Source organism: Acinetobacter sp. V104_13 (genome assembly GCF_031798995.1).
GTDB classification, from domain to species: Bacteria; Pseudomonadota; Gammaproteobacteria; order Pseudomonadales; family Moraxellaceae; genus Acinetobacter; species Acinetobacter pittii.
The window spans coordinates 129993-150127 of record NZ_JAVQNP010000026.1 but is presented as its reverse complement, the minus strand read 5'-3'; the positions used below and the strand labels follow the sequence as shown (position 1 = coordinate 150127).

The 20135-nt window shown below is 40.7% G+C and carries 15 protein-coding genes and 1 pseudogene; 9 read left to right on the top strand and 7 right to left on the bottom strand.

Annotated features, from left to right (window positions below; genetic code table 11):
* Window positions 1-60: 60 nt before the first annotated feature.
* The 3 genes from clpP to RMB06_RS12080 all read left to right on the top strand — a co-directional run bounded on the left by clpP (window position 61) and on the right by RMB06_RS12080 (window position 2954).
* Window positions 61-666, top strand: a complete 606-nt coding sequence (gene clpP, locus RMB06_RS12090; protein ID WP_002114870.1) for an ATP-dependent Clp endopeptidase proteolytic subunit ClpP — start codon at window positions 61-63, stop codon at window positions 664-666.
* Window positions 667-771: 105 nt separating this feature from the next.
* Window positions 772-2085 carry an ATP-dependent Clp protease ATP-binding subunit ClpX gene (gene clpX, locus RMB06_RS12085; RefSeq protein ID WP_002114726.1) on the top strand — a complete coding sequence of 438 codons (1314 nt, stop codon included), beginning with the start codon at window positions 772-774 and terminating at the stop codon, window positions 2083-2085.
* Window positions 2086-2237: 152 nt separating this feature from the next.
* Window positions 2238-2954 (top strand): DUF2846 domain-containing protein, encoded by a 717-nt coding sequence (locus tag RMB06_RS12080; RefSeq protein WP_002115030.1) that lies wholly within the window; start codon window positions 2238-2240, stop codon window positions 2952-2954.
* A gap of 25 nt (window positions 2955-2979) precedes the next feature.
* Here RMB06_RS12080 and RMB06_RS12075 read toward each other — a convergent pair whose 3' ends face one another.
* The 5 genes and pseudogenes from RMB06_RS12075 to RMB06_RS12055 form a co-directional block, all read right to left on the bottom strand.
* Entirely contained in the window at window positions 2980-3534 is a 555-nt protein-coding gene (locus RMB06_RS12075; RefSeq protein ID WP_311079655.1) for a DUF2059 domain-containing protein, read from the bottom strand.
* A gap of 142 nt (window positions 3535-3676) precedes the next feature.
* A complete protein-coding gene (locus RMB06_RS12070; RefSeq protein ID WP_002115045.1) occupies window positions 3677-5203 on the bottom strand; it encodes a fumarate hydratase in 1527 nt (508 codons plus the stop codon).
* A 226-nt stretch (window positions 5204-5429) separates the two neighbouring features.
* The gene (gene pta / locus RMB06_RS12065; RefSeq protein ID WP_311079653.1) at window positions 5430-7574 is read right to left on the bottom strand and encodes a phosphate acetyltransferase; all 2145 of its coding nucleotides are present in this window, start codon (window positions 7572-7574) and stop codon (window positions 5430-5432) included.
* Between the two features lie 45 nt (window positions 7575-7619).
* A complete protein-coding gene (locus tag RMB06_RS12060) occupies window positions 7620-8822 on the bottom strand; it encodes an acetate kinase (RefSeq protein WP_311079652.1) in 1203 nt (400 codons plus the stop codon).
* A pseudogene (locus tag RMB06_RS12055) lies at window positions 8804-8923 on the bottom strand (hypothetical protein). Before RMB06_RS12055 ends, RMB06_RS12060 begins: the two are co-directional and overlap by 19 nt.
* A gap of 659 nt (window positions 8924-9582) precedes the next feature.
* Here RMB06_RS12055 and edd point away from each other — a divergent pair.
* The 5 genes from edd (at window position 9583) to RMB06_RS12030 (ending at window position 15956) form a co-directional block, all read left to right on the top strand.
* Window positions 9583-11436: a phosphogluconate dehydratase gene (gene edd / locus RMB06_RS12050; RefSeq protein WP_311079651.1), complete on the top strand. Its 1854-nt coding sequence runs from the start codon at window positions 9583-9585 to the stop codon at window positions 11434-11436.
* A gap of 20 nt (window positions 11437-11456) precedes the next feature.
* Complete coding sequence (eda, locus tag RMB06_RS12045; protein ID WP_311079648.1) at window positions 11457-12086, top strand: bifunctional 4-hydroxy-2-oxoglutarate aldolase/2-dehydro-3-deoxy-phosphogluconate aldolase; 630 nt, start codon at window positions 11457-11459, stop codon at window positions 12084-12086.
* 185 nt (window positions 12087-12271) lie between these two features.
* Complete coding sequence (locus tag RMB06_RS12040) at window positions 12272-13630, top strand: gluconate:H+ symporter (protein WP_016142252.1); 1359 nt, start codon at window positions 12272-12274, stop codon at window positions 13628-13630.
* Between the two features lie 17 nt (window positions 13631-13647).
* Entirely contained in the window at window positions 13648-14160 is a 513-nt protein-coding gene (locus tag RMB06_RS12035) for a gluconokinase (protein ID WP_009390752.1), read from the top strand.
* 167 nt (window positions 14161-14327) lie between these two features.
* A complete protein-coding gene (locus tag RMB06_RS12030; protein ID WP_311079645.1) occupies window positions 14328-15956 on the top strand; it encodes an NADP-dependent glyceraldehyde-3-phosphate dehydrogenase in 1629 nt (542 codons plus the stop codon).
* A 117-nt stretch (window positions 15957-16073) separates the two neighbouring features.
* Here the strand turns inward: RMB06_RS12030 and RMB06_RS12025 are convergent, their stop codons facing one another.
* A complete protein-coding gene (locus RMB06_RS12025; RefSeq protein ID WP_005066156.1) occupies window positions 16074-17339 on the bottom strand; it encodes a glutamate-5-semialdehyde dehydrogenase in 1266 nt (421 codons plus the stop codon).
* Window positions 17340-17638: 299 nt separating this feature from the next.
* Here RMB06_RS12025 and RMB06_RS12020 point away from each other — a divergent pair, with 299 nt between their 5' ends.
* Window positions 17639-18952: an alpha/beta fold hydrolase gene (locus tag RMB06_RS12020; protein WP_033849442.1), complete on the top strand. Its 1314-nt coding sequence runs from the start codon at window positions 17639-17641 to the stop codon at window positions 18950-18952.
* Between the two features lie 55 nt (window positions 18953-19007).
* Here the strand turns inward: RMB06_RS12020 and RMB06_RS12015 are convergent, their stop codons facing one another.
* Complete coding sequence (locus RMB06_RS12015) at window positions 19008-19850, bottom strand: class I SAM-dependent methyltransferase (protein WP_033849440.1); 843 nt, start codon at window positions 19848-19850, stop codon at window positions 19008-19010.
* Window positions 19851-20135 lie beyond the last annotated feature (285 nt).

Sequence of the window (20135 nt, the reverse complement as noted above, 5' to 3'; positions counted from 1 at the left end):
AATTATCCCGCATATTGTTGCCATAGGTTAAGTCACAAAAAATTTAGGAATAAATAACGTATGTATGTTCCAACAATTGAAAATGCTTTAGTTCCTGTTGTGGTTGAACAATCTTCTCGCGGCGAACGTTCTTTTGATATTTATTCACGACTTTTACGTGAGCGCGTCATTTTTTTGACAGGTGAAGTTGAAGATAACATGGCAAATCTGATCGTTGCCCAAATGTTGTTTTTAGAAGCTGAAAATCCTGATAAAGATATCCACCTTTATATTAACTCTCCAGGTGGATCTGTGACAGCGGGCATGGCCATTTATGACACGATGCAGTTTATTAAGCCTGATGTTGTGACATATTGTATGGGTCAAGCTGCTTCAATGGGTGCATTCTTGTTAAATGCGGGTGCTAAAGGCAAACGCTATTGTTTAGAAAATGCCCGTGTCATGATTCATCAACCATTGGGTGGTTTCCGTGGTCAAGCATCGGATATTGAAATCCATGCGCGTGAAATTCTCTTTATTAAAGAGCGCTTGAACCGCTTAATGGCAGAGCATAGTGGTCAAGACTATGAAACCGTTGCTCGTGATACTGACCGCGATAACTTTATGACAGCCCAAGCTGCTAAAGAATATGGTCTGGTTGATCAGGTGTTAAGTAAGCGTCCATAAGGACCTTCTTATATAAATAACTTGAGATGTTGAAAAAGATCTCCATTTAGTTATTTATGCAGTGCATCTTGCCCTAATATTTAAGATTCTATTTGTGGAGTGAATATGTCCGAACATCCTCAAGGACAAAAACATTGTTCATTTTGCGGTAAAACGCAGTCTGAAGTCGGGAAACTGATTGCAGGTGAGGACGCATATATTTGTAATGAATGTGTGGATGTCTGCTTAGACCTTGTACAAACCAGCCAACAGGTTGAAGCAGGTGACTGGGCGAGCAAGGCATTGCCAAAACCACATGAAATACGTGCTGCGCTTGATCAATATGTTATTGGTCAAGATCTTGCCAAAAAGACACTCTCTGTTGCAGTTTATAACCATTATAAACGCTTGAAAGTTGGTCATAATGGCCATGTGTCTAAAGAAGTAGAAATTGCTAAAAGTAACATTCTACTGATTGGACCTACTGGTTCAGGTAAAACTTTACTTGCACAAACATTGGCTCGCCTTTTAGATGTTCCATTTGCGATGGCAGATGCAACAACATTAACCGAAGCGGGTTATGTGGGTGAAGATGTTGAAAATATTGTGCAAAAGCTTTTGCAAAAAGCAGACTACGATGTAGAGAAAGCTCAGAAGGGCATTATCTATATTGATGAGATTGATAAGATTACTCGTAAATCTGAAAATCCATCAATTACGCGTGATGTGTCTGGTGAAGGTGTACAACAAGCATTATTAAAAATGATTGAAGGTACAGTTGCTTCGATTCCGCCTCAAGGTGGTCGTAAGCATCCACAGCAAGAGTTTATCCAAATTGACACCTCAAATATCTTATTTATTTGTGGTGGTGCATTTTCTGGTTTGGAAAAAATTGTACAACAGCGTCAAGAGAAAGGCGGTATTGGTTTTACAGCTGACGTTAAAAACAAAGATGAAACCAAAAAGCTTGCTGAATTGTTCCGTCAGGTTGAGCCAACTGACTTAGTGAAATTTGGTTTAATTCCAGAATTCATTGGCCGTTTACCAGTGATTGCGACACTTGAAGAGTTAGACGAAGAAGCTTTAATGCAAATTTTGACTGAGCCAAAAAATGCATTAACACGCCAGTATCAATATCTTTTCACTATGGAAAATGTTGATCTGATCTTTGAAGATTCTGCATTACGTGCTGTTGCTAAAAAAGCGCTTGAACGTAATACGGGTGCGCGTGGACTACGTTCTATTATGGAAAACGTACTGCTTGAAACTATGTATGATTTACCAAGTCGTACAGATGTTGGAACAGTCATTATTAATGAAGCAGTCATTAATGGTGAAGCAGAACCTGTTTATCAGGCTGAACGCCAACCTAAAGAAGCTGCAACGCATGAAAGTGTTGCTAAGGCAGATTTAAAGGTTATTGATTCGAAGTCTGCATAGATTTCATTCATCTAAAAAGCATGAATCGTGTTAGTGATTCATGCTTTTTTTGTTTTCAATTTATATGGGTAGTGTTAATCTTAAAAATACAAAATACGCATAGTTTTGCGGTGTAAAAAATAAATCAAAAACAAAACGCTTTGAGGGATGCCATGCGTTATTTAATCGTATCTTTGTGCTGTGCAGGACTATTTGTGGGCTGTCAAAGTTCATCTCATTTAGAAAAAAATCCGAGTGAATTGACCGCGACTCTACCTAAAGTTGATGTTGAAAAAGAACCTGGTTTATTAGATCAATATCATTTAGGCGGTTTTACTGTGGGAGGGTGGGTCAACCAAAAATTGGGTCAGACTTTTGCTCCAATCAAACCACAAAATGAACAGGCAGCTGTAGTTTATCTATATCGACCAGACACAAAATGGAATCGTCAGGAAATTGCAGCAATTAATCTCTTTGTGAATGGTAAGCGCATTCCGAGTCTATTACATAATCATTATTACTGGATTGAGTTACCAGCAGGAACGTATCGTCTTTCTGCGAGTCGCCCTTTACTTGGTATCCATTTTCAAGAACCAAAATATATTGATATCACTGTTGAGGCGGGAACGTCTTATTATTTGAAATATGATGAAGAAAATAAAATGGACCGAAGTGAACATACTGGTCCATTTATGTTAATGCAAGACAATATTGGACGTAGAGAGATAGCATTTACCGAGCTTAAATCCTCTAGCTATAATTTTGTTGCTGAAGATGCTTCAGGAAAGATCCGCCATAAACCACAAGAATTAAAGCCAGCTAAATATGATGAAAAATCAGATGTACATCTGATTAAGCCATTTAAATTATGGAATCCTTTAACTTGGTAATGAGCTGCAAAAGATAAAGAAAAGTTTAAGACTTTTCTTTATCTTTCATCAACGGTGCAAGAATTTTAAGCATCTCTTCTTGCATATGATCTCGTGCTTTAGGGTCATTAAATGTTTGCTGTCCCAACTCCATCATATATTCTGAAATTTGCCCCATAATCTGTACGTTTTTGCGCGTAATTGATTGGCCTTCTGGGGTTTTTAAAAATTTCAGATTAGCCTGAATTTCCTCTTCAGTATAAGTCTTTAGGTAAATATCCTGTAAGGCTTGAGCTGTTTTGGGGTTGCTAATGAGCTGATTGCTCGAATCTTTTAAGAGTGAACCTAACTTCTTCGCGGCCTCTTTTTCTTTTGGACCTAAAGTTTTGATACCCGTGATATTACTAACGATCTGTTCTGCCTGATGATCATAGTAAGGCGTTAATTCATTAATTGACTCTTTAAGCAGGTAATCAATTTGGCTCATTTGCATGAGTTCTTTAACTGAACTTAATTTGGCAGGAGAGGCAAATAAGCTTGTGGTAATACAGCTTAGGCAGAGGCTGATTGAGAGATTTTTAAGAATAGGGCGAATAGTCATGAAATGACCTATATTCAATATTTGGCGAGAGGGTGCTTTCATTAATAGCACAGATTGACGAAGTAATTGTTACAATTCTTTTCAGATTTTAAAATAAAAAAAGAATGCATAAAAAAAGCACCGAATTCGGTGCTTTTCTTGATTAGCCAGCTGCTGCATCGACTACTGGAATTTTTCCAATTTTCGCTTGCCAGATTTTTGGAGCTACTGCGTGAATTGAAGTACCGTTTACATCAACTGCAACAGAAACTGGCATATCTTCAACTACGAATTTGTAGATTGCTTCCATACCTAAGTCTGCAAACGCAACAACTTCAGCTTCACGAACAGCTTTAGATACGAGGTAAGCCGCACCACCAACTGCCATTAAGTAAGTTGCTTTGTTGTCTTTGATTGCTTCAATTGCTGTAGGACCACGGTCAGCTTTACCGATCATACCGAATAGACCAGTATGCTCTAATACTTTACGTGTGAATTTATCCATACGTGTTGCAGTTGTAGGACCAGCAGGACCAACGACTTCATCACCCACTGGATCAACAGGGCCAACGTAGTAAATAAACTTACCTTTAAGATCAACTGGTAATTCTTCACCATTGTCGATCATTTCAACCATACGTTTGTGCGCAGCATCACGACCTGTGTACATTGTTCCGCTAAGAAGTAATGTGTCACCTGGTTTCCAAGAATCCATTTCTTCTTGAGTAATGGTATCAAGGTTTACACGTTTAGACTGTGAAGAGTCCCAAGTTACAGATGGGTAGTCTTCAAGTTTTGGTGCTTGAATATGAGCTACACCTGTACCATCAAGCTGGAAGTGAGCATGACGAGTAGCAGCACAGTTAGGAATCATACCTACTGGTTTACCAGCAGCGTGACATGGGTAATCTTTAATCTTAATATCAAGAACAGTCGTTAAACCGCCAAGACCTTGTGCACCAATACCAAGTGCATTTACTTTTTCAAAGATTTCGATACGAAGTTCTTCGATTTTGTTCTCTGGTCCACGACGAAGTAATTCGTCCATGTTGATTTCTTCCATGAGCGCTTCTTTAGCAAGCATCATGGCTTTTTCAGCAGTACCACCAATACCAATACCGAGCATGCCAGGAGGACACCAGCCTGCACCCATAGTTGGAACAGTTTTAAGTACCCAGTCAACAATTGAGTCAGATGGGTTAAGCATCGCAAGTTTAGATTTGTTTTCTGAACCGCCACCTTTAGCAGCAACAGTAATATCTACTTTGTTACCCGGAACGAGTTTGTAGTGAATTACAGCAGGGGTATTATCTTTTGTATTTTTGCGACCAAATGCAGGGTCAGCAAGTACAGATGCACGAAGAACGTTGCTGTTTTCAAGGTAACCTTGGCGAACACCTTCGTTTACCGCATCGTCTAAGCTCATTGTTAAGTCAAATTTAACATCTAAGCCCACTTCAAGGAAAACGTTAACAATACCAGTATCTTGGCAAATTGGACGATGACCTTCCGCACACATGCGAGAGTTAATTAGAATCTGTGCAATTGCATCCTTTGCGGCTTTGTTTTCTTCGCGATCATAAGCACGGCTCATCGCTTGGATAAAGTCTTGCGGGTGATAGTACGAAATAAACTGTAGGGCGTCCTTGATCGATGTAATCAAGTCATCTTGTTTGATAATCGTTGTCATACCAGAAAATCTCTTGAGCGGGCTGTTAGCTAGCGGGCTAAATTATATGACAAAAAGACAGTGTTGTGGGAGATTGGTTGATCTTTTGACCGAAAGTCGCATAAGAACATATTGATGAGATTTAAAAGAGAGAAATCGGAAAATTATTTATTTTTAATGACTAAAATAAAAAAAGCCATTTGAGCGGATATCAAATGGCGAGAGGTAGTAAAGGTGAATTTATTAATTATTTGGCAGCGGCTTGCTGCTCTGCCTGAATTGCCGTTAACGCAATGGTAAAGACGATGTCATCTACCAATGCTCCACGAGACAAGTCATTGACTGGTTTGTTGAGGCCTTGCAGCATTGGCCCAACGCTCACAACATTTGCAGCACGCTGTACTGCTTTGTAAGTGGTATTACCCGTATTTAAATCTGGGAAAATAAATACATTGGCACGGCCAGCAACACGTGAGTCAGGTGCCTTTTGACGTCCCACACTTTCAACGGAAGCTGCATCGTATTGAAGTGGACCATCAATCAGTAAATCTGGACGACGTTGTTGAGCAATTTGAGTTGCTTGCTGTACTTTTTCAACATCAGCGCCTGTTCCGGAAGTACCAGTTGAGTAGCTGATCATGGCAATACGTGGGTCAATCCCAAAAGCTTTAGCCGAATCAGCAGACTGAATTGCAATTTCAGCAAGTTGCTCTGCTGTTGGGTCTGGGTTAATTGCACAGTCGCCATATACATAAACTTCATCTGGCAAAAGCATAAAGAATATAGATGAAACTAGTGAATAATCAGGTGCTGTCTTGATGAGCTGGAAGGCTGGGCGGACCGTATTTGCTGTGGTGTGTACCGCGCCTGAAACTAAACCGTCGACTTGATCTAAGGCTAACATCATGGTGCCAAGCACTACGGTATCTTGAAGCTGTTCTTTCGCTTGCAGCTCGTTGAGTTTGCCTTTACGTAGCTCAACCATTGGTGCAACGTATTGATCACGAATGCTATCAGGATCAATAATTGCCAGTTCAGCAGGTAATTCAATACCACGTGCTTTTGCAACATCGTGCACAGCATCTGGTTTAGCTAACAAAATACAGTCAGCAATACCACGTGCCTGACAAATTGCGGCAGCTTGAATGGTGCGCGGTTCATCACCTTCAGGTAGCACAATCCGTTTTTTCGCTGCAATTGATTTTTGCACTAGTTCATGACGGAAAGCCGATGGCGACAGGCGAGGGGTAGCAGCATTGTTGCTGTGCTGTTTAAGCCATTCAACATCAATATGACTTGAAACAAATCGAGTCACTTGCTCTGCACGTTCAGTATCGTCAGTTGGAATCTCATTGCCAAAATTAGATAAACGCTGTGCAGTTTCAAGTGTGTTTAAACGGGTATGTAAAATCGGTAACCCTTGTTTAATTGCACTTTGGCAAAACTCTAAAAGCTCAGGTGCTGGCGCTTCTCTTTCGGTAAGAACTAAACCCGCCAGAGGAATACCATTGCTGGTTGCCAAACTACTTGCAAGTAAAACATCGGTACGCTCAGATGCGCTAATAATTAACTCGCCTGCAATAAACTTATTCAGTTCATATTCAATGCTTGAAGCAATTAAACTCGAATGCAAAATACGACGTGTTTTAGCTTCACCTTGATGTAACCATTGCCCATCAATAACGCTGGCAATATCAAGTGTTCTTGGCACGCTCAGTGTATTGCTAAAAGGAACTAAACCAATAATCGGTAAATCGCTAGAGCCGAAATAACGATTATATTTTTGCAGTTCAGTCGTAAATTTTGCGATTTCTTCAGTTGGTCGTAACGATGGATCAAACGCAACAGGAATTTGAGCTGTTTCTTCTGTTAATCCACGGGTACGCATAAACAGTACGCCAGCAGTACGATTTGATGTTGCACCGCCAAACTGACGTAAATGAGCATCTACTTTTTCTGCTGCTTTTTTCGGGTTTTGAATATCTGCTGTGCTGACCAGCACGACTTCTGCATCAAGTGCTTGTGCAAGACTTGCGTTGAGCTCACTGGCAAAATGGTCTTGTCCGTTTGGTAATAAGCCTTCCACAATAATGACATCATGGTCTGCTGCAACACTACGATGAAGGCTAACAGCTTCTTCAAGTAATTCATCTACTTCCCCAGCGGCAATAAGCTGAGTTAATTTTTCATGCGAAATAGATTGAACGGTTTTACTTTGAAATAAATGACCAAATAATGAAGTGGTTCGGTCAAGATGCTCTTGGTCTTCTTGAGAAAATGGTTTTAAAAAGCCAGCTTTAATCCCGTTGCAATCAAGTGCGTAAATCATACCTAAGCAGGCAGAGGTTAGGCCAACCCCTTCGCCTGTAGGAATCAATAAAATTGTATTCATATAAACCTATAAATAAACGAATATCGAGTTTTCGCTAGGATCTGATTAAGCAAGGCTTGCTACAGATGCTGTATTTTCTGCCGTTTCAACAACTTGACGAGTTTCTTTGGCAATACGGCCTTCTTCGTCTGTAGGAATGACCCAAATTTGTGGACCATTTCCGTTGTCGATTCTTCCTTCAGTGCCACGTTTTAGATTGTTGTTTTGATCTTTATCAAGCTGCAAACCAAAATGAGGTAAATAAGCTAAGGTTTTTTCACGAATATAGGCTGAGTTCTCGCCAATACCGCCCGTGAAGATTAGACCGTCTAAAGTTGGTAAACCACAGCTTAATGCAGCAAGTGATTTTGCAAGGCGATAGCTAAAGACTTCAATTGCAAGACGAGCATCTTCATTACCACTTTCAGCCGCTTCAATCACTGTACGCATGTCGTTAGACAATTGCGATAAGCCAAGTAAGCCACTTTCGTTATTTAAAACTTTATCAATTTTTGCTAAATCCCAACCGAGGTTTTTGGCAAGGAAGCTGTGTAAGCTTGGATCAACGTCACCACTACGTGTTCCCATCACTACACCTTCAAGTGGAGTAAGACCCATAGAGGTATCAACACTTTGTCCATTCCATACTGCGCAAGTTGAACTGCCGTTTCCTAAGTGGGCTGTTAACCATCCACCTTTTTTCAGGTTACCTGCCAGCTCACTCGCTTTGTCAGATACATAAGCATGGCTTGTGCCATGGAAGCCATAACGGCGGACGTTATGGTCAGTATATAAAAATTTAGGAATTGCATAACGGTATGCATGCGGTGGCATGGTTTGGTGGAAGGCAGTGTCGAATACGGCAACTTGAGGTAATTCAGGGAATAGACGTACGGTTGCATCAATACCAATTAAATGTGCTGGGTTATGAAGTGGGGCTAAAGGTGTCGCAGCACGAATACGTTCAATAATTTCAGGAGTGAGTAACTCTGCTTTGGTTAAACTACCACCGTGTACAACACGATGTCCGATTGCTTGCGGTTTGTAGTTGGCAAGACGTGCAAGTAAAGTTTCTAAAGCTTTAGCATGGTCAGCATAAGGGATTGAAAGTTCAAGTGGTTCACCACCTACTGTAATTCCCTTAATACGAGCATCAGCTGCCCCCAAGTTTTCTGCTAAACCGTAAATACGATCTTCACGACGCTCTGAAACTAGTGCGTATTTAATAGATGAAGAGCCGCAATTGATAACTAATACTGATGTAGCCACGTTGAAATACCCAAGTCCTGATTTAAAATAGTTTTCCTAACTTCCTATTCAAGATGTATTATTTTTTGATACAGATTGAACGGGTTGTCATGTTTTAGCATGTGTTGTTTTTCTGTCCAAGATAGACTTTAGCCCATTAGACTTAAGAACTATCGACCATCAAATTATTTGCAACTAATATCTGTCCAGTATAAAGCTTAACCACTGTATTCCTTGTTTTTTTGTAGAAGAATTAAACAGTTTTTTGTATATATTTATGAAAGGTAAATTTTGAATTAATGTAATTTTCAAATATTCGGTATAAATTTTTAAAAGAAAAAGAATTGCTGTTATTTTAATCAAGCCCGATGGTTGTATTACAAATAATATACGTAACTGGAATTAAGTTTTAATCGCTTATATATAAGTTAAAAAGAATAAATCATAAACATTTTTAATATAAAACTCAGTATAAAAAGTCGGTATCTGTACATTTATAAAGATATTTCATTGCATTGATATTATGAGAATTTTCTCATAGTTTTTAGAGTGTAATATACCTGTAAATATAGTCCAAAATAAAACCCTTCACTTGTTTATAACTTAAACATTATTTGTCTTTAATACTCATGCTTGGGTATTTCCGTAAAGTTGACTAGGGCTTGCATGTCGCTTTTTGCCTTAATAATATTGTTCCTCCCCCTTACCAAATGATTATGAAATATATCATTTGGTCTATTTTTTATGTTCCGGCTTATCCGGTTGTACAGGAGCGTCCAGCATGGACTTGCCGAATCCAGTATTGGCAAAAGTGACCGAGCGTGTAATCGCACGTAGTCAAAAAACTCGTTCTGCATATTTACAACGTATTGAACATGCACAAGGCAAATTTCCTGCCCGTGGAGCACTTTCATGTGCCAATCTGGCTCATGGTTTTGCCAGTATGGAAGATAATGAAAAATTAATTATTAAAGTAGGCCGTGAACCAAATATTGGCATCGTATCTTCGTATAACGAAATGCTGTCGGCACACGCACCTTATAAAACATTTCCAGATTTAATTAAAAGTGCCGCTCGTGAAAATGGTGGCGTAGCACAATTTGCAGGTGGCGTTCCTGCGATGTGTGACGGTATTACTCAAGGTAATGCTGGCATGGAACTATCATTGTTTTCTCGCGAAACCATTGCGATGAGCACAGCGATTGCATTGTCTCATAACATGTTTGACGCAGCTTTATGTCTGGGCGTTTGCGATAAAATTGTGCCGGGCTTACTGATTGGTGCTCTGCAGTTTGGCTATTTACCTACTATTTTTGTGCCAGCTGGCCCAATGACCAGTGGGTTATCTAACGATGAGAAAGCTAAAATTCGTCAGCAATTTGCAACGGGTCAGGTTGGCCGAGATGCTTTGCTAGAAGCTGAGTCAGCTGCTTATCACGGTCAAGGGACCTGTACTTTTTATGGTACAGCCAACAGTAACCAGATGCTGATGGAAGTTATGGGCTTACATTTGCCAAGTGCCGCATTTGTTCATCCTCATACACCATTACGTGATGCACTCACCGCAGAAGCGGCGATTCGTGTACTTGATTTAACAGTTGAGCGTGGAAACTACACGCCAATTGGTCATGTTGTCGATGAAAAAGCAATTATAAACGGTATTGTGGCATTACTCGCTACAGGTGGTTCAACCAACCACACTCTACATCTTATTGCGATTGCTCGTGCGGCTGGCATCTTGATTGACTGGGATGACTTTGATGAGTTATCGGCTGTTGTTCCATTGCTCGCAAAAATCTATCCAAATGGTAAAGCTGATGTAAACCATTTCCAAGCTGCGGGTGGGGTCGCTTTCCTCATTCGTAATCTACTTGAAGCTGGTTTGTTGCATAACGACGTAACGACTGTGGCTGGTAAAGGTTTACAGCACTACACCAAAGAACCAAAACTGATTGATGGCAAGCTCACTTGGGTTGACGGTGTGGTTCAAAGCCTTGATGACAAAGTTCTACGTAGCATTGATGCGCCGTTTCAACCAGATGGTGGCTTGCGTTTAATGCAAGGTCGCCTTGGCCGTGGCGTAATCAAGATTTCTGCTGTTGCGCAAGAACACCGTAAAGTTAAAGCTCCAGCAATTGTGTTTGATTCGCAAGAAGCAGTGCAAGCTGCGTTTGATCGTGGTGAGTTACACCGAGACTTTATTGCAGTTGTTCGTTTCCAAGGTGCGCGTGCTAACGGTATGCCTGAATTGCATCGTTTGACGCCTGTGTTGGGTGTTTTACAAGATCAAGGTTTCCACGTTGCTTTAGTCACTGATGGGCGTATGTCTGGTGCTTCAGGTAAAGTTCCTGCGGTGATTCATTTATCTCCAGAAGCCTTACTAAATGGGCCGATTGCTAAAGTTCAAACAGGCGATATGTTAATCATTGATGCCGAAGCTGGCGTACTCGATGTTGAAATAGATGACGGTGTATGGCAGTCGCGCCCTGTTGCACAGCCAGAACATCAGGCAGAAAACGAAGTTGGCTTTGGCCGTGAATTATTTGGTGTTTTCCGTGCTGCTGCTGCGCCAGCTGAACATGGGGCATCTGTATTTGGTGCATTAGTTGGTGAAAATTCACCAGAGCAGATTTGAGTCAAAGGAACTGAAAAATAATGATTAAAATTGAAGATATCGTCAAATTAGGCCCAGTTATCCCTGTATTGGCATTTGATTCTGCTGAGCAAGGTGAGGATGTATCACGTGCTTTACATGCAGGTGGCGTGAAAGTTCTTGAGATTACATTGCGTACCGCTGCTGGTCTTGCTGCTATTGAGCGTGCTAGCCAATTAGCTGATGACATTGTGGTGGGTGTAGGTACGATTACCAAGCCAGAACACTGTGCTCAAGCTAAAAAAGCAGGTGCTCAATTTGGGGTATCTCCTGGTTTGACTAAAGACCTACATTTGGCTGCGCAAGATGCTGGTTTACCTCTATTGCCTGGTGTGATGACACCAAGTGACCTGATTCAAGCGATTGAATTGGGTTATGACATTGTGAAGTTCTTCCCAGCTCAACAAGCAGGTGGCGTTGAGATGCTAAAAGCATTTTATGGTCCATTTCCAAACCTACATTTTTGCCCTACAGGTGGAATTACTGCAGAGTCAGCACCGGATTTCTTAAAGCAACCTAACGTGGTTTGTGTAGGTGGTTCATGGTTAACACCTAAAGCTACTGTAGCTGCCCAAGACTGGGCTGAAATTACTCGCTTGGCACAAATTGCGAGTCAGTTGAGAGCACCGTAGATGTAGTCGATATTTATAAAAAATGAAGTGCATTTTATGTGCTTTAAAGGCTGTATTGATGTGACCAGTTTGTGCTGGTCACACCTAAATATAAAAATTTAATGTCTTAACAGTAGGAATTACTGTGGTTGAAGACCTTTGTTTAGGCAGTGTGCCTAAATAATTATTCCAAGGAGAAGTGTCCCATGGAGACGGTTCAGGGTGGCATGTTACTGATCTACACTGTAATCGCGATTATTGCTTTAGTGGTTATGATCGCGAAGTTTAGAATTTATCCATTTCTGGTTCTCATTATTGTTTCACTTGGTTTAGCTTTAGCTGTTGGCATGCCAATGGGCGATATTGTTAAGTCATATGAAGCTGGTACTGGTAAAACCCTAGGCCACCTCGCGATTGTAATCGCATTAGGAACAATGCTCGGCAAAATGATGGCTGAGTCGGGTGGCGCAGAGCGAATAGCGATTACCCTAATTAAATGGTTTGGTGAGAAAAATATTCACTGGGCCATGATGTTTATTGCCCTTATTGTTGGGCTTCCCGTATTTTTCGAAGTAGGTTTCGTTCTACTCATTCCAATTGCATTCAACATTGCGAAGCGAACAGGCAAATCCTTACTGGTTGTGGGCTTGCCAATGGTTGCAGGTTTGTCGGTTGTGCATGGCTTAATTCCACCACATCCAGCAGCACTGTTGGCAGTACAAGCTTATCATGCTGATATTGGTAAAACGATTGCTTATAGTCTGATCGTTGGTGTGCCAACGGCAATTGTTGCTGGACCATTGTATGCACTTTGGATCAATAAATACGTCAAATTGCCTGAAAATAATCCTTTAGCAAAGCAGTTTGTTGAAGCAGATGCTAGTAAGACACGTGAATTACCAAGTTTTGGTATTACCTTATTTACGATCATGCTGCCGGTTGTATTGATGTTGATCGGTAGCTGGGCAGATCTTTTCTTTGCACCCCAAACTTTTGCAAACGACTTATTACGTTTTATTGGTACTTCTGATATCGCGTTGCTCATCGCAGTATTGGTTAGCTTTATTACTTTCGGTACGATGCAGGGCTTTAACCGTGAACAAATTGAAAAATTCTGTGGCGGGTGTTTAGCTTCTATTGCTGGGATTATGTTGATTGTAGGTGCTGGTGGTGGTTTTGGTGGCATTTTGCGTGACACCGGTATTTCTAATGAGATTGTTTCTACAGCTTTAAAGGCAAATTTATCGCCGTTATTGTTGGGCTGGTTTGTTGCAGCACTGATTCGTTTAGCAACAGGATCGGCTACTGTTGCCATGGCTACGGCGTGTAGCATTGTGGCTCCCATTGCAGCAACAGCAGGTGTTGCAGTTAGGCCGGAACTTTTAGTACTTGCCACAGGTTCGGGTTCATTAGTTTTCTCACATGTAAATGACGCAGGATTCTGGTTAATCAAAGAATATTTCGGTATGACAGTAGGGCAGACGCTCAAGACTTGGTCGGTATTGGAAACGATCATTTCGGTGTTAGGTTTATCTTTCACGCTACTGCTTAGCACTATTTTATAATTAAAGGTGAGTAATCCATGATTGTGATTGCAATGGGTGTCTGTGGAACAGGTAAAACCCTAATCGGTGAATTGTTATCAGAGCGTTTGGCTTGTGAGTTCCTTGATGGCGATACGCTTCATTCAGCTGCAAATAAAAGTAAGATGAGTCAAGGCATTCCCTTAACTGATGAAGACCGCTTGCCATGGTTACAAGCAATTCGTCAGGTCATTGAAACCAAACAAAGAGACGGTGAAACAGCTGTATTTACATGTTCATCTTTAAAACGCATGTATCGCGATATTTTAAGAGGGCAGGACCAAAATGTTAAGTTTGTCTACTTAAAAGGTTCTTATGAGTTATTACAGCAACGACTTGCAGAAAGATCAGGTCATTTTTTTGACCCAGCGTTGCTACAAACACAGCTAGACACATTAGAGGAACCTGATGTGAATGAAGCAATTGCTATTGATATTGCTCTCACACCAGAACAGATCATTGAACAAGTCATCCAGAAGCTAGGGGTGACTGATAGTGTGTGTCGGGGGTAAATTCATCTAGAAAGATTACCAACGCTTTAAGATATTCACCTTGTGGTTTACGGTTCAAGCAAGGTGAGTACGGATAATAATAGTGATATTGACCCGAATAAAACCTGATTACAGTGGCGAGTTCGGGAATATATAAAAGACATACGAATAATAAGGTATTAAGAAGAATGAATCAGTTAAATAATCTACAGCTTAAATTTCCAGTAGTAGACAGTATTCCTGAAAGTGTGCGTCTGCCCTCCCAAATTCATCAGCGTGTCTCACTCGTGGATGGTGAGTTGAAGCTATGGGCTGGTGCAACCAAGAAAACATTATCTCCAATCTGGATTCAGCAGCCTGACGGTAGCCTAGAGCAAGTTGAACTTGGTAGTTATCCGGTCATGGGCGAAAAAGAAAGCGATGAAGCACTAGAGGCAGCGGTAAGGGCTTACAACAATGGTCGTGGCGAATGGCCTATGATGAAGGTTGGTGAGCGCATTGCCTGTATGCAAAAATTTATTCAGCGCATGGTGGAACAGCGAGATCTAATTATTAAGCTGATCATGTGGGAAATTGGCAAAAGCTTGGCGGATTCAGAGAAAGAATTTGACCGTACGATTACCTACATGCGTCAAACGATTGATGCCCTGAAAGATTTGGATAATGCCAACTCCCGCTTTGTAATTGCTGAAGGTACGATTGGACAAATCCGTCGTACTCCATTAGGTGTCGTGTTGTGTATGGGACCATACAACTACCCACTGAACGAAACCTTTGCGACTCTGATCCCAGCCATGCTGATGGGGAATACGATCATCTTCAAACCACCTCAATTTGGGACATTGTTGTTTGAACCGTTACTAGAAGCGTTCCGTGATTCATTTCCAAAAGGTGTGATCAATACCATTTATGCACCAGGTTCTCTAGTGGTACCCCATCTACTGGCATCTGGGCAAATTAATGTACTGGCACTGATTGGTTCTAGTAAAGTAGCTGATCATTTGAAGAAGCAACATCCTAAATCTCACCGTCTGCGTGCGATTTTGGGGCTAGATGCGAAGAATGCCGCTATTATTCTGCCAGATGCCGACTTGGATCTAACAGTGAAAGAGTGTCTGCTGGGTGCATTGTCGTTTAATGGTCAGCGTTGTACCGCACTCAAAATGTTGATGGTACATCGTTCAATAGCAGATGAATTTGTTAACCGCTTAACGGCTGAGCTGGCCAAACTTAAAGTGGGTATGCCTTGGGAAAAAGGTGTGTTTATTACTCCGTTACCAGGTATGCACCGTACGAACTACATGACTGAAGTCATTGAAGATGCTGTAGCTAAAGGGGCAAAAGTAGTTAATCCGGAAGGCGGTGAATTCTGCAAAACGATGTTCTATCCAGCTGTAGTTTATCCAGTGAGTGAGGGAATGAGGCTGTATCGCGAAGAACAGTTTGGTCCAGTGATACCAGTCTCTGTTTACGATGACATTGAAACTGTGCTGGACTATGTCACTACTTCTGATCATGGTCAGCAGGTGAGTATTTTTGGTAGCGACCCTGAGCAAATTGGTCACTTGGTTGATCCGCTGGTTCATCAGGTTTGTCGTGTGAACATCAACTGTCAATGTCAGCGTGGCCCTGATGTGTTCCCGTTCGGTGGTCGTAAAGATTCTGCGGAAGGTACACTGTCTGTGCATGATGCTCTGCGAGCGTTCTCTATCCGTTCCATGATTGCTGCTAAGCAGACAGATGACAGTAAGGGCATGTTGGCCTCTATGGTATCTGAGCACTATTCTAAATTTGTGAATACGGACTTTATTTTCTAATAAATATAAAAATAAAAAGCCAGCCTTCGGGCTGGCTTTTTTATAGTGACTTATAACTTGAATAATAAAAAACGCCTGAAATTGATCAGGCGTTTTTATTTGAACTCATAGATTTAATTATTGGCGAATTTGTCCGTCACCTAACACAATCCATTTTTGTGAAGTTAAGCCTTCTAAACCAACTGGGCCGCGGGCATGGATTTTATCGGTGGAGATACCAATTTCAGCGCCTAAACCATATTCGAAACCATCCGCAAAACGAGTTGATGCATTAATCACAACTGAGCTTGAATCTACACGAGCCAAGAACTGACGAGCTAAAGTGTAGTTTTCAGTCACAATTGCATCAGTGTGATGTGAACCATATTTGTTGATATGGTCAATTGCTTCATCAATCCCGCTCACCACTTTAACTGCAAGAATTGGCCCTAAATATTCGGTGTACCAATCTTCTTCTGTTGCAGGTTTTACAGAGGCACCCAAAATACGGCGTGTTTCTGGACAGCCACGTAACTCAACTTGTTTTTCAGCATACAGTTCAGCAATGTGCGGTAAGAAAACGTCTGCAATTTTCTCATCAACCAACAGCGTTTCCATCGCATTACAAACACCGTAACGATGTGTTTTTGCATTTAAAGTAATTGGTAATGCTTTTTGCAAATCTGCTTGTGCTTCAACAAATACATGACAGTTACCATCAAGATGTTTAATCACCGGAATACGCGCTTCGTTGGTTACGCGCTCAATCAAGCTTTTACCGCCACGTGGAACAATGACATCTACATATTCAGCCATGGTGATGAGATGACCAACAGCTGCACGGTCAGAAGTTTCAATGACTTGTACTGAATGCTCAGGTAAACCGGCAACTTTTAAACCATGCTTAATTGCTTCTGCGATTGCTTTATTTGACTCGAGTGCTTCTGAACCACCACGTAAAATAATGGCATTACCTGATTTAATCGCTAAAGATGCAGCTTCAAGTGTTACGTTTGGACGTGATTCATAAATCATACCAACAACACCTAAAGGTACACGCATTTTTCCAATTTGAATGCCTGTGGGGCGATATGCAAGATCAGTAATTTCTCCAATTGGATCGACAAGCGCGATCACATCTTTTAAACCTTGCAACATCCCTTTAAAGCGTGCGGGCGTAAGCTCAAGACGATCAAGTAAGGCACTGTCGAGCTGATTGCTACGACCTTTATCCATGTCGATTTGATTCGCCGCCAAGATTGCTGCCTGATTATTTTCCAAAGCAGTATAAATAGCAGAGAGTGCATGATTTTTTAGTGAGGTAGAAGCACTTGTTAAGACGCGTGAGGCCTCGCGTGCTTGTTGCCCAACTTTTTGCATATATTGTTCAATTGAATCTTGCATAGCATTTTTTAATCATTTACCAATGAGTAAGATAGTAGCAGTCAAATGCGGAACAATGAATGGCTTTTTTTCAAAAATGTGACCGCCATAAAAAAACATTTAAATATTTTGCAAACTATTAGCGACTTAAACAAGATGAGCGGTCATTTCAGCGATTGCGTATATTTCAGACAATTGTTTAGAATGTTATTGTGCAATACAAACTAATACAAAATTTAAAGTTTTGTGCATAAAAGATTACGTGTTCAAGAAGGAACTCTTGCAGCATAAAAAAATTACAGCAAGGAGGAAGCAAGGATATGAATTCCATTATTCAAATGGATTCGGAGATCAACCAAGCTTATGCCGGTTTTGGCTTTTTCGATATCTACCATAGAGATAGTTTTAAACAACCTGCTCGTACAACATGGATTGACGGTTGGAAAATTGAATATATGGCAATTGCCGATCCTAAAACGATTCACAAAACGCCGATTGTGATTGTTGGTGGTGCTTTCCAGAATTTTAATTCTTATAAATATTGTGTTGAACAATTGTTTGAAAGTGGTCCGGTTATTTTAATTGACTTACCTTCAATGGGTGCAAATCAGCAAATTACCAATCGCGACACAGGAGTGTCTGCTGGTACTTTAGAACTTCCTGATTTATCTGAAATGTTAGGACGTTGGTTAGATATCGTTGGAATACAAAAAGTTTCTGTAATGGGAATGTCTTTAGGTTCCGTGATTGCCTCTTGTTTTGCTCATCACCGTCCTGACCTGATGGATCGTATGATCTTGATGGGAGTTATGCAGAAGACTCGTAAAAGTTGGCGAATGATTTTGGAAGAGTCACTCAAACTCATGCAAGAAAACCGCATGGAAGAGTTTGGGCAAGCTGTGATTTTGTATTTGGTGAATCATGCAAAATTAGATAAAACTCGTATGTCACCAACCGCTAAAAAGTTATTTTTTAGGCAAATGGCCGAGTTTACTGGGACTGAGCGAGAACGTTATGAAATTAACTGTAATCGTCTTTTGCGTTTAACAGATGTACCTATTCCAGAGTGCAAAACGTTGGTTGCAGCAGGGCAGTACGACAGTTTTACTCTGCCTCATGAAAATGCCAATTTTGCTTTGCAATGTCCAGATATGGAATTTGCACTTATTGCAAACGCTGATCATGTGCCACAGCTCCAGCGTCGTAAAGAAACTATGAGTTTGTTCACTTCATTCTTGAAGGGTGAATCTATCCAAAATTTGGATGGCATTATTCCTATGACACGTGAACAAATGCAAAACATGGAGCGCCGTGGTGAGGAGCGAGTTCCAGTTTTGCAACCTAAAACTAAACTGAGCCACCGTGAATATAAAACAGAAGTGCCAGTGACGATTGTTGATGTGACTTTCTTTGGTATGTATTTAAAAATGGATGATGTTTCGCAGCTTGATTTTGTGAATGATCATCCACGTGATTTGGCACTGCATTTAGAAGATGAAGAAGGTCGTTTTGCAATTGAGTGCTTAATTTTTGAAAGTACAGCGCAGGGTATTCGAGCTTTATTTAAACATGGTAGTTTTGAGCTTGCTGATCGGTTAAGCCGTTTTATTGCTCGTCAAAAACAAGCAGCTTAATAATATAGTTATAGATGGAAGCTCGTTTATTTCGAGCTTCCATTTTTTATATTTATTATTTTATTTGCGCGTGAATAGTCCAGACTAAATCGCCTAAATGCTCTTCATGGCTATCTTGAGAAACTTGCCCAAAGAATATTTGAGGTTGTTCCACATTCACCTGCTGAAACTCCGTGTCTTTAAAAAAGTCCTTAACCTCTTGTGGACTTTTGAAGTGAAAACTAAACGAGCTTCGAGACATTAATTTCAATAATTTACTGCTATTCCAGATAATACTGGCAAGTTTGTTTTTTACTGGTTCAGGGTAGAGATCAGTTAAATAGTGAAAATTTTTAAAAGACGAACCATGGTGCGCAATTGACTGAATCAGTTGTTTTAATAAATCTTTATCAAAATAGTTAATCAAGCCTTCACTGATTACAACCAGTGGACGGTTCGGGTCAAACACTTCAAATGCCTGAGCAAAAGCTTCTGTAAATAAATCAACTGATAAGATTTCAGGTGCATTTTTTTCAATTTGCTGTAACGCATTTTGTTTGGTTTGTGCCATATCGGGCAAATCAAGCTCCCGATAGGTAATCGAAGGGTAATGTTGCCTAAACCACCAGCCACGTGGCGATAATCCGCATGCTATTTCTAAAACTTGTAAATCAGGATTTTCTTGAATGAGTTGTTCTAAATGATGATCAAGCATGGTGTGGCGCTGTTTGAGCGTCGTGCGCATGCTACCGCCGACATACTTCTCTGCCCAAGACTCTATCGGATGAACCAAATATGCCAGTGATTTGCCTTTAGTTGTGGCAAGTGCTTCATGAGAGATCCCCATTTGATACCAGATATAACCCGTATAGTGGGCTGTAAAAGAGATATGGCGGTGTTTTGAAAGTTGTTGTGTCATTCGTCCTAGGCTCTATTTTTCCATAAATTTATCTTGATATTTTTTATGTCGTAATTTTCATAGCAGAGTCATGCTGTGTTCTAATTTTATTTAGTCATCAGCCTTCGGCTCGACCTACTTTTCTTTTGGGAAAAGTAGGCAAAACCATTGTCATCCACAAAACCTGTTCAAAGCCTGATATTTTTTGATTTAATTGCAAAAAAGCATTTTGCATAAACCATGCAGGTTGTGGATGACGTTACCGAGTATCCAATTGTTGAGACAATCTTATTTCATAAAAACTTA

Coding starts and splice junctions, on each gene's coding strand:
- RMB06_RS12075 (WP_311079655.1), bottom strand. CDS start 3,534: ATGACTATTCGCCCTATTCTTAAAAATCTCTCAATCAGCCTCTGCCTA.
- clpP (WP_002114870.1), top strand. CDS start 61: ATGTATGTTCCAACAATTGAAAATGCTTTAGTTCCTGTTGTGGTTGAA.
- RMB06_RS12015 (WP_033849440.1), bottom strand. CDS start 19,850: ATGACACAACAACTTTCAAAACACCGCCATATCTCTTTTACAGCCCAC.
- clpX (WP_002114726.1), top strand. CDS start 772: ATGTCCGAACATCCTCAAGGACAAAAACATTGTTCATTTTGCGGTAAA.
- RMB06_RS12070 (WP_002115045.1), bottom strand. CDS start 5,203: ATGACAACGATTATCAAACAAGATGACTTGATTACATCGATCAAGGAC.
- RMB06_RS12040 (WP_016142252.1), top strand. CDS start 12,272: ATGGAGACGGTTCAGGGTGGCATGTTACTGATCTACACTGTAATCGCG.
- pta (WP_311079653.1), bottom strand. CDS start 7,574: ATGAATACAATTTTATTGATTCCTACAGGCGAAGGGGTTGGCCTAACC.
- RMB06_RS12025 (WP_005066156.1), bottom strand. CDS start 17,339: ATGCAAGATTCAATTGAACAATATATGCAAAAAGTTGGGCAACAAGCA.
- RMB06_RS12080 (WP_002115030.1), top strand. CDS start 2,238: ATGCGTTATTTAATCGTATCTTTGTGCTGTGCAGGACTATTTGTGGGC.
- edd (WP_311079651.1), top strand. CDS start 9,583: ATGGACTTGCCGAATCCAGTATTGGCAAAAGTGACCGAGCGTGTAATC.
- RMB06_RS12035 (WP_009390752.1), top strand. CDS start 13,648: ATGATTGTGATTGCAATGGGTGTCTGTGGAACAGGTAAAACCCTAATC.
- eda (WP_311079648.1), top strand. CDS start 11,457: ATGATTAAAATTGAAGATATCGTCAAATTAGGCCCAGTTATCCCTGTA.
- RMB06_RS12020 (WP_033849442.1), top strand. CDS start 17,639: ATGAATTCCATTATTCAAATGGATTCGGAGATCAACCAAGCTTATGCC.
- RMB06_RS12030 (WP_311079645.1), top strand. CDS start 14,328: ATGAATCAGTTAAATAATCTACAGCTTAAATTTCCAGTAGTAGACAGT.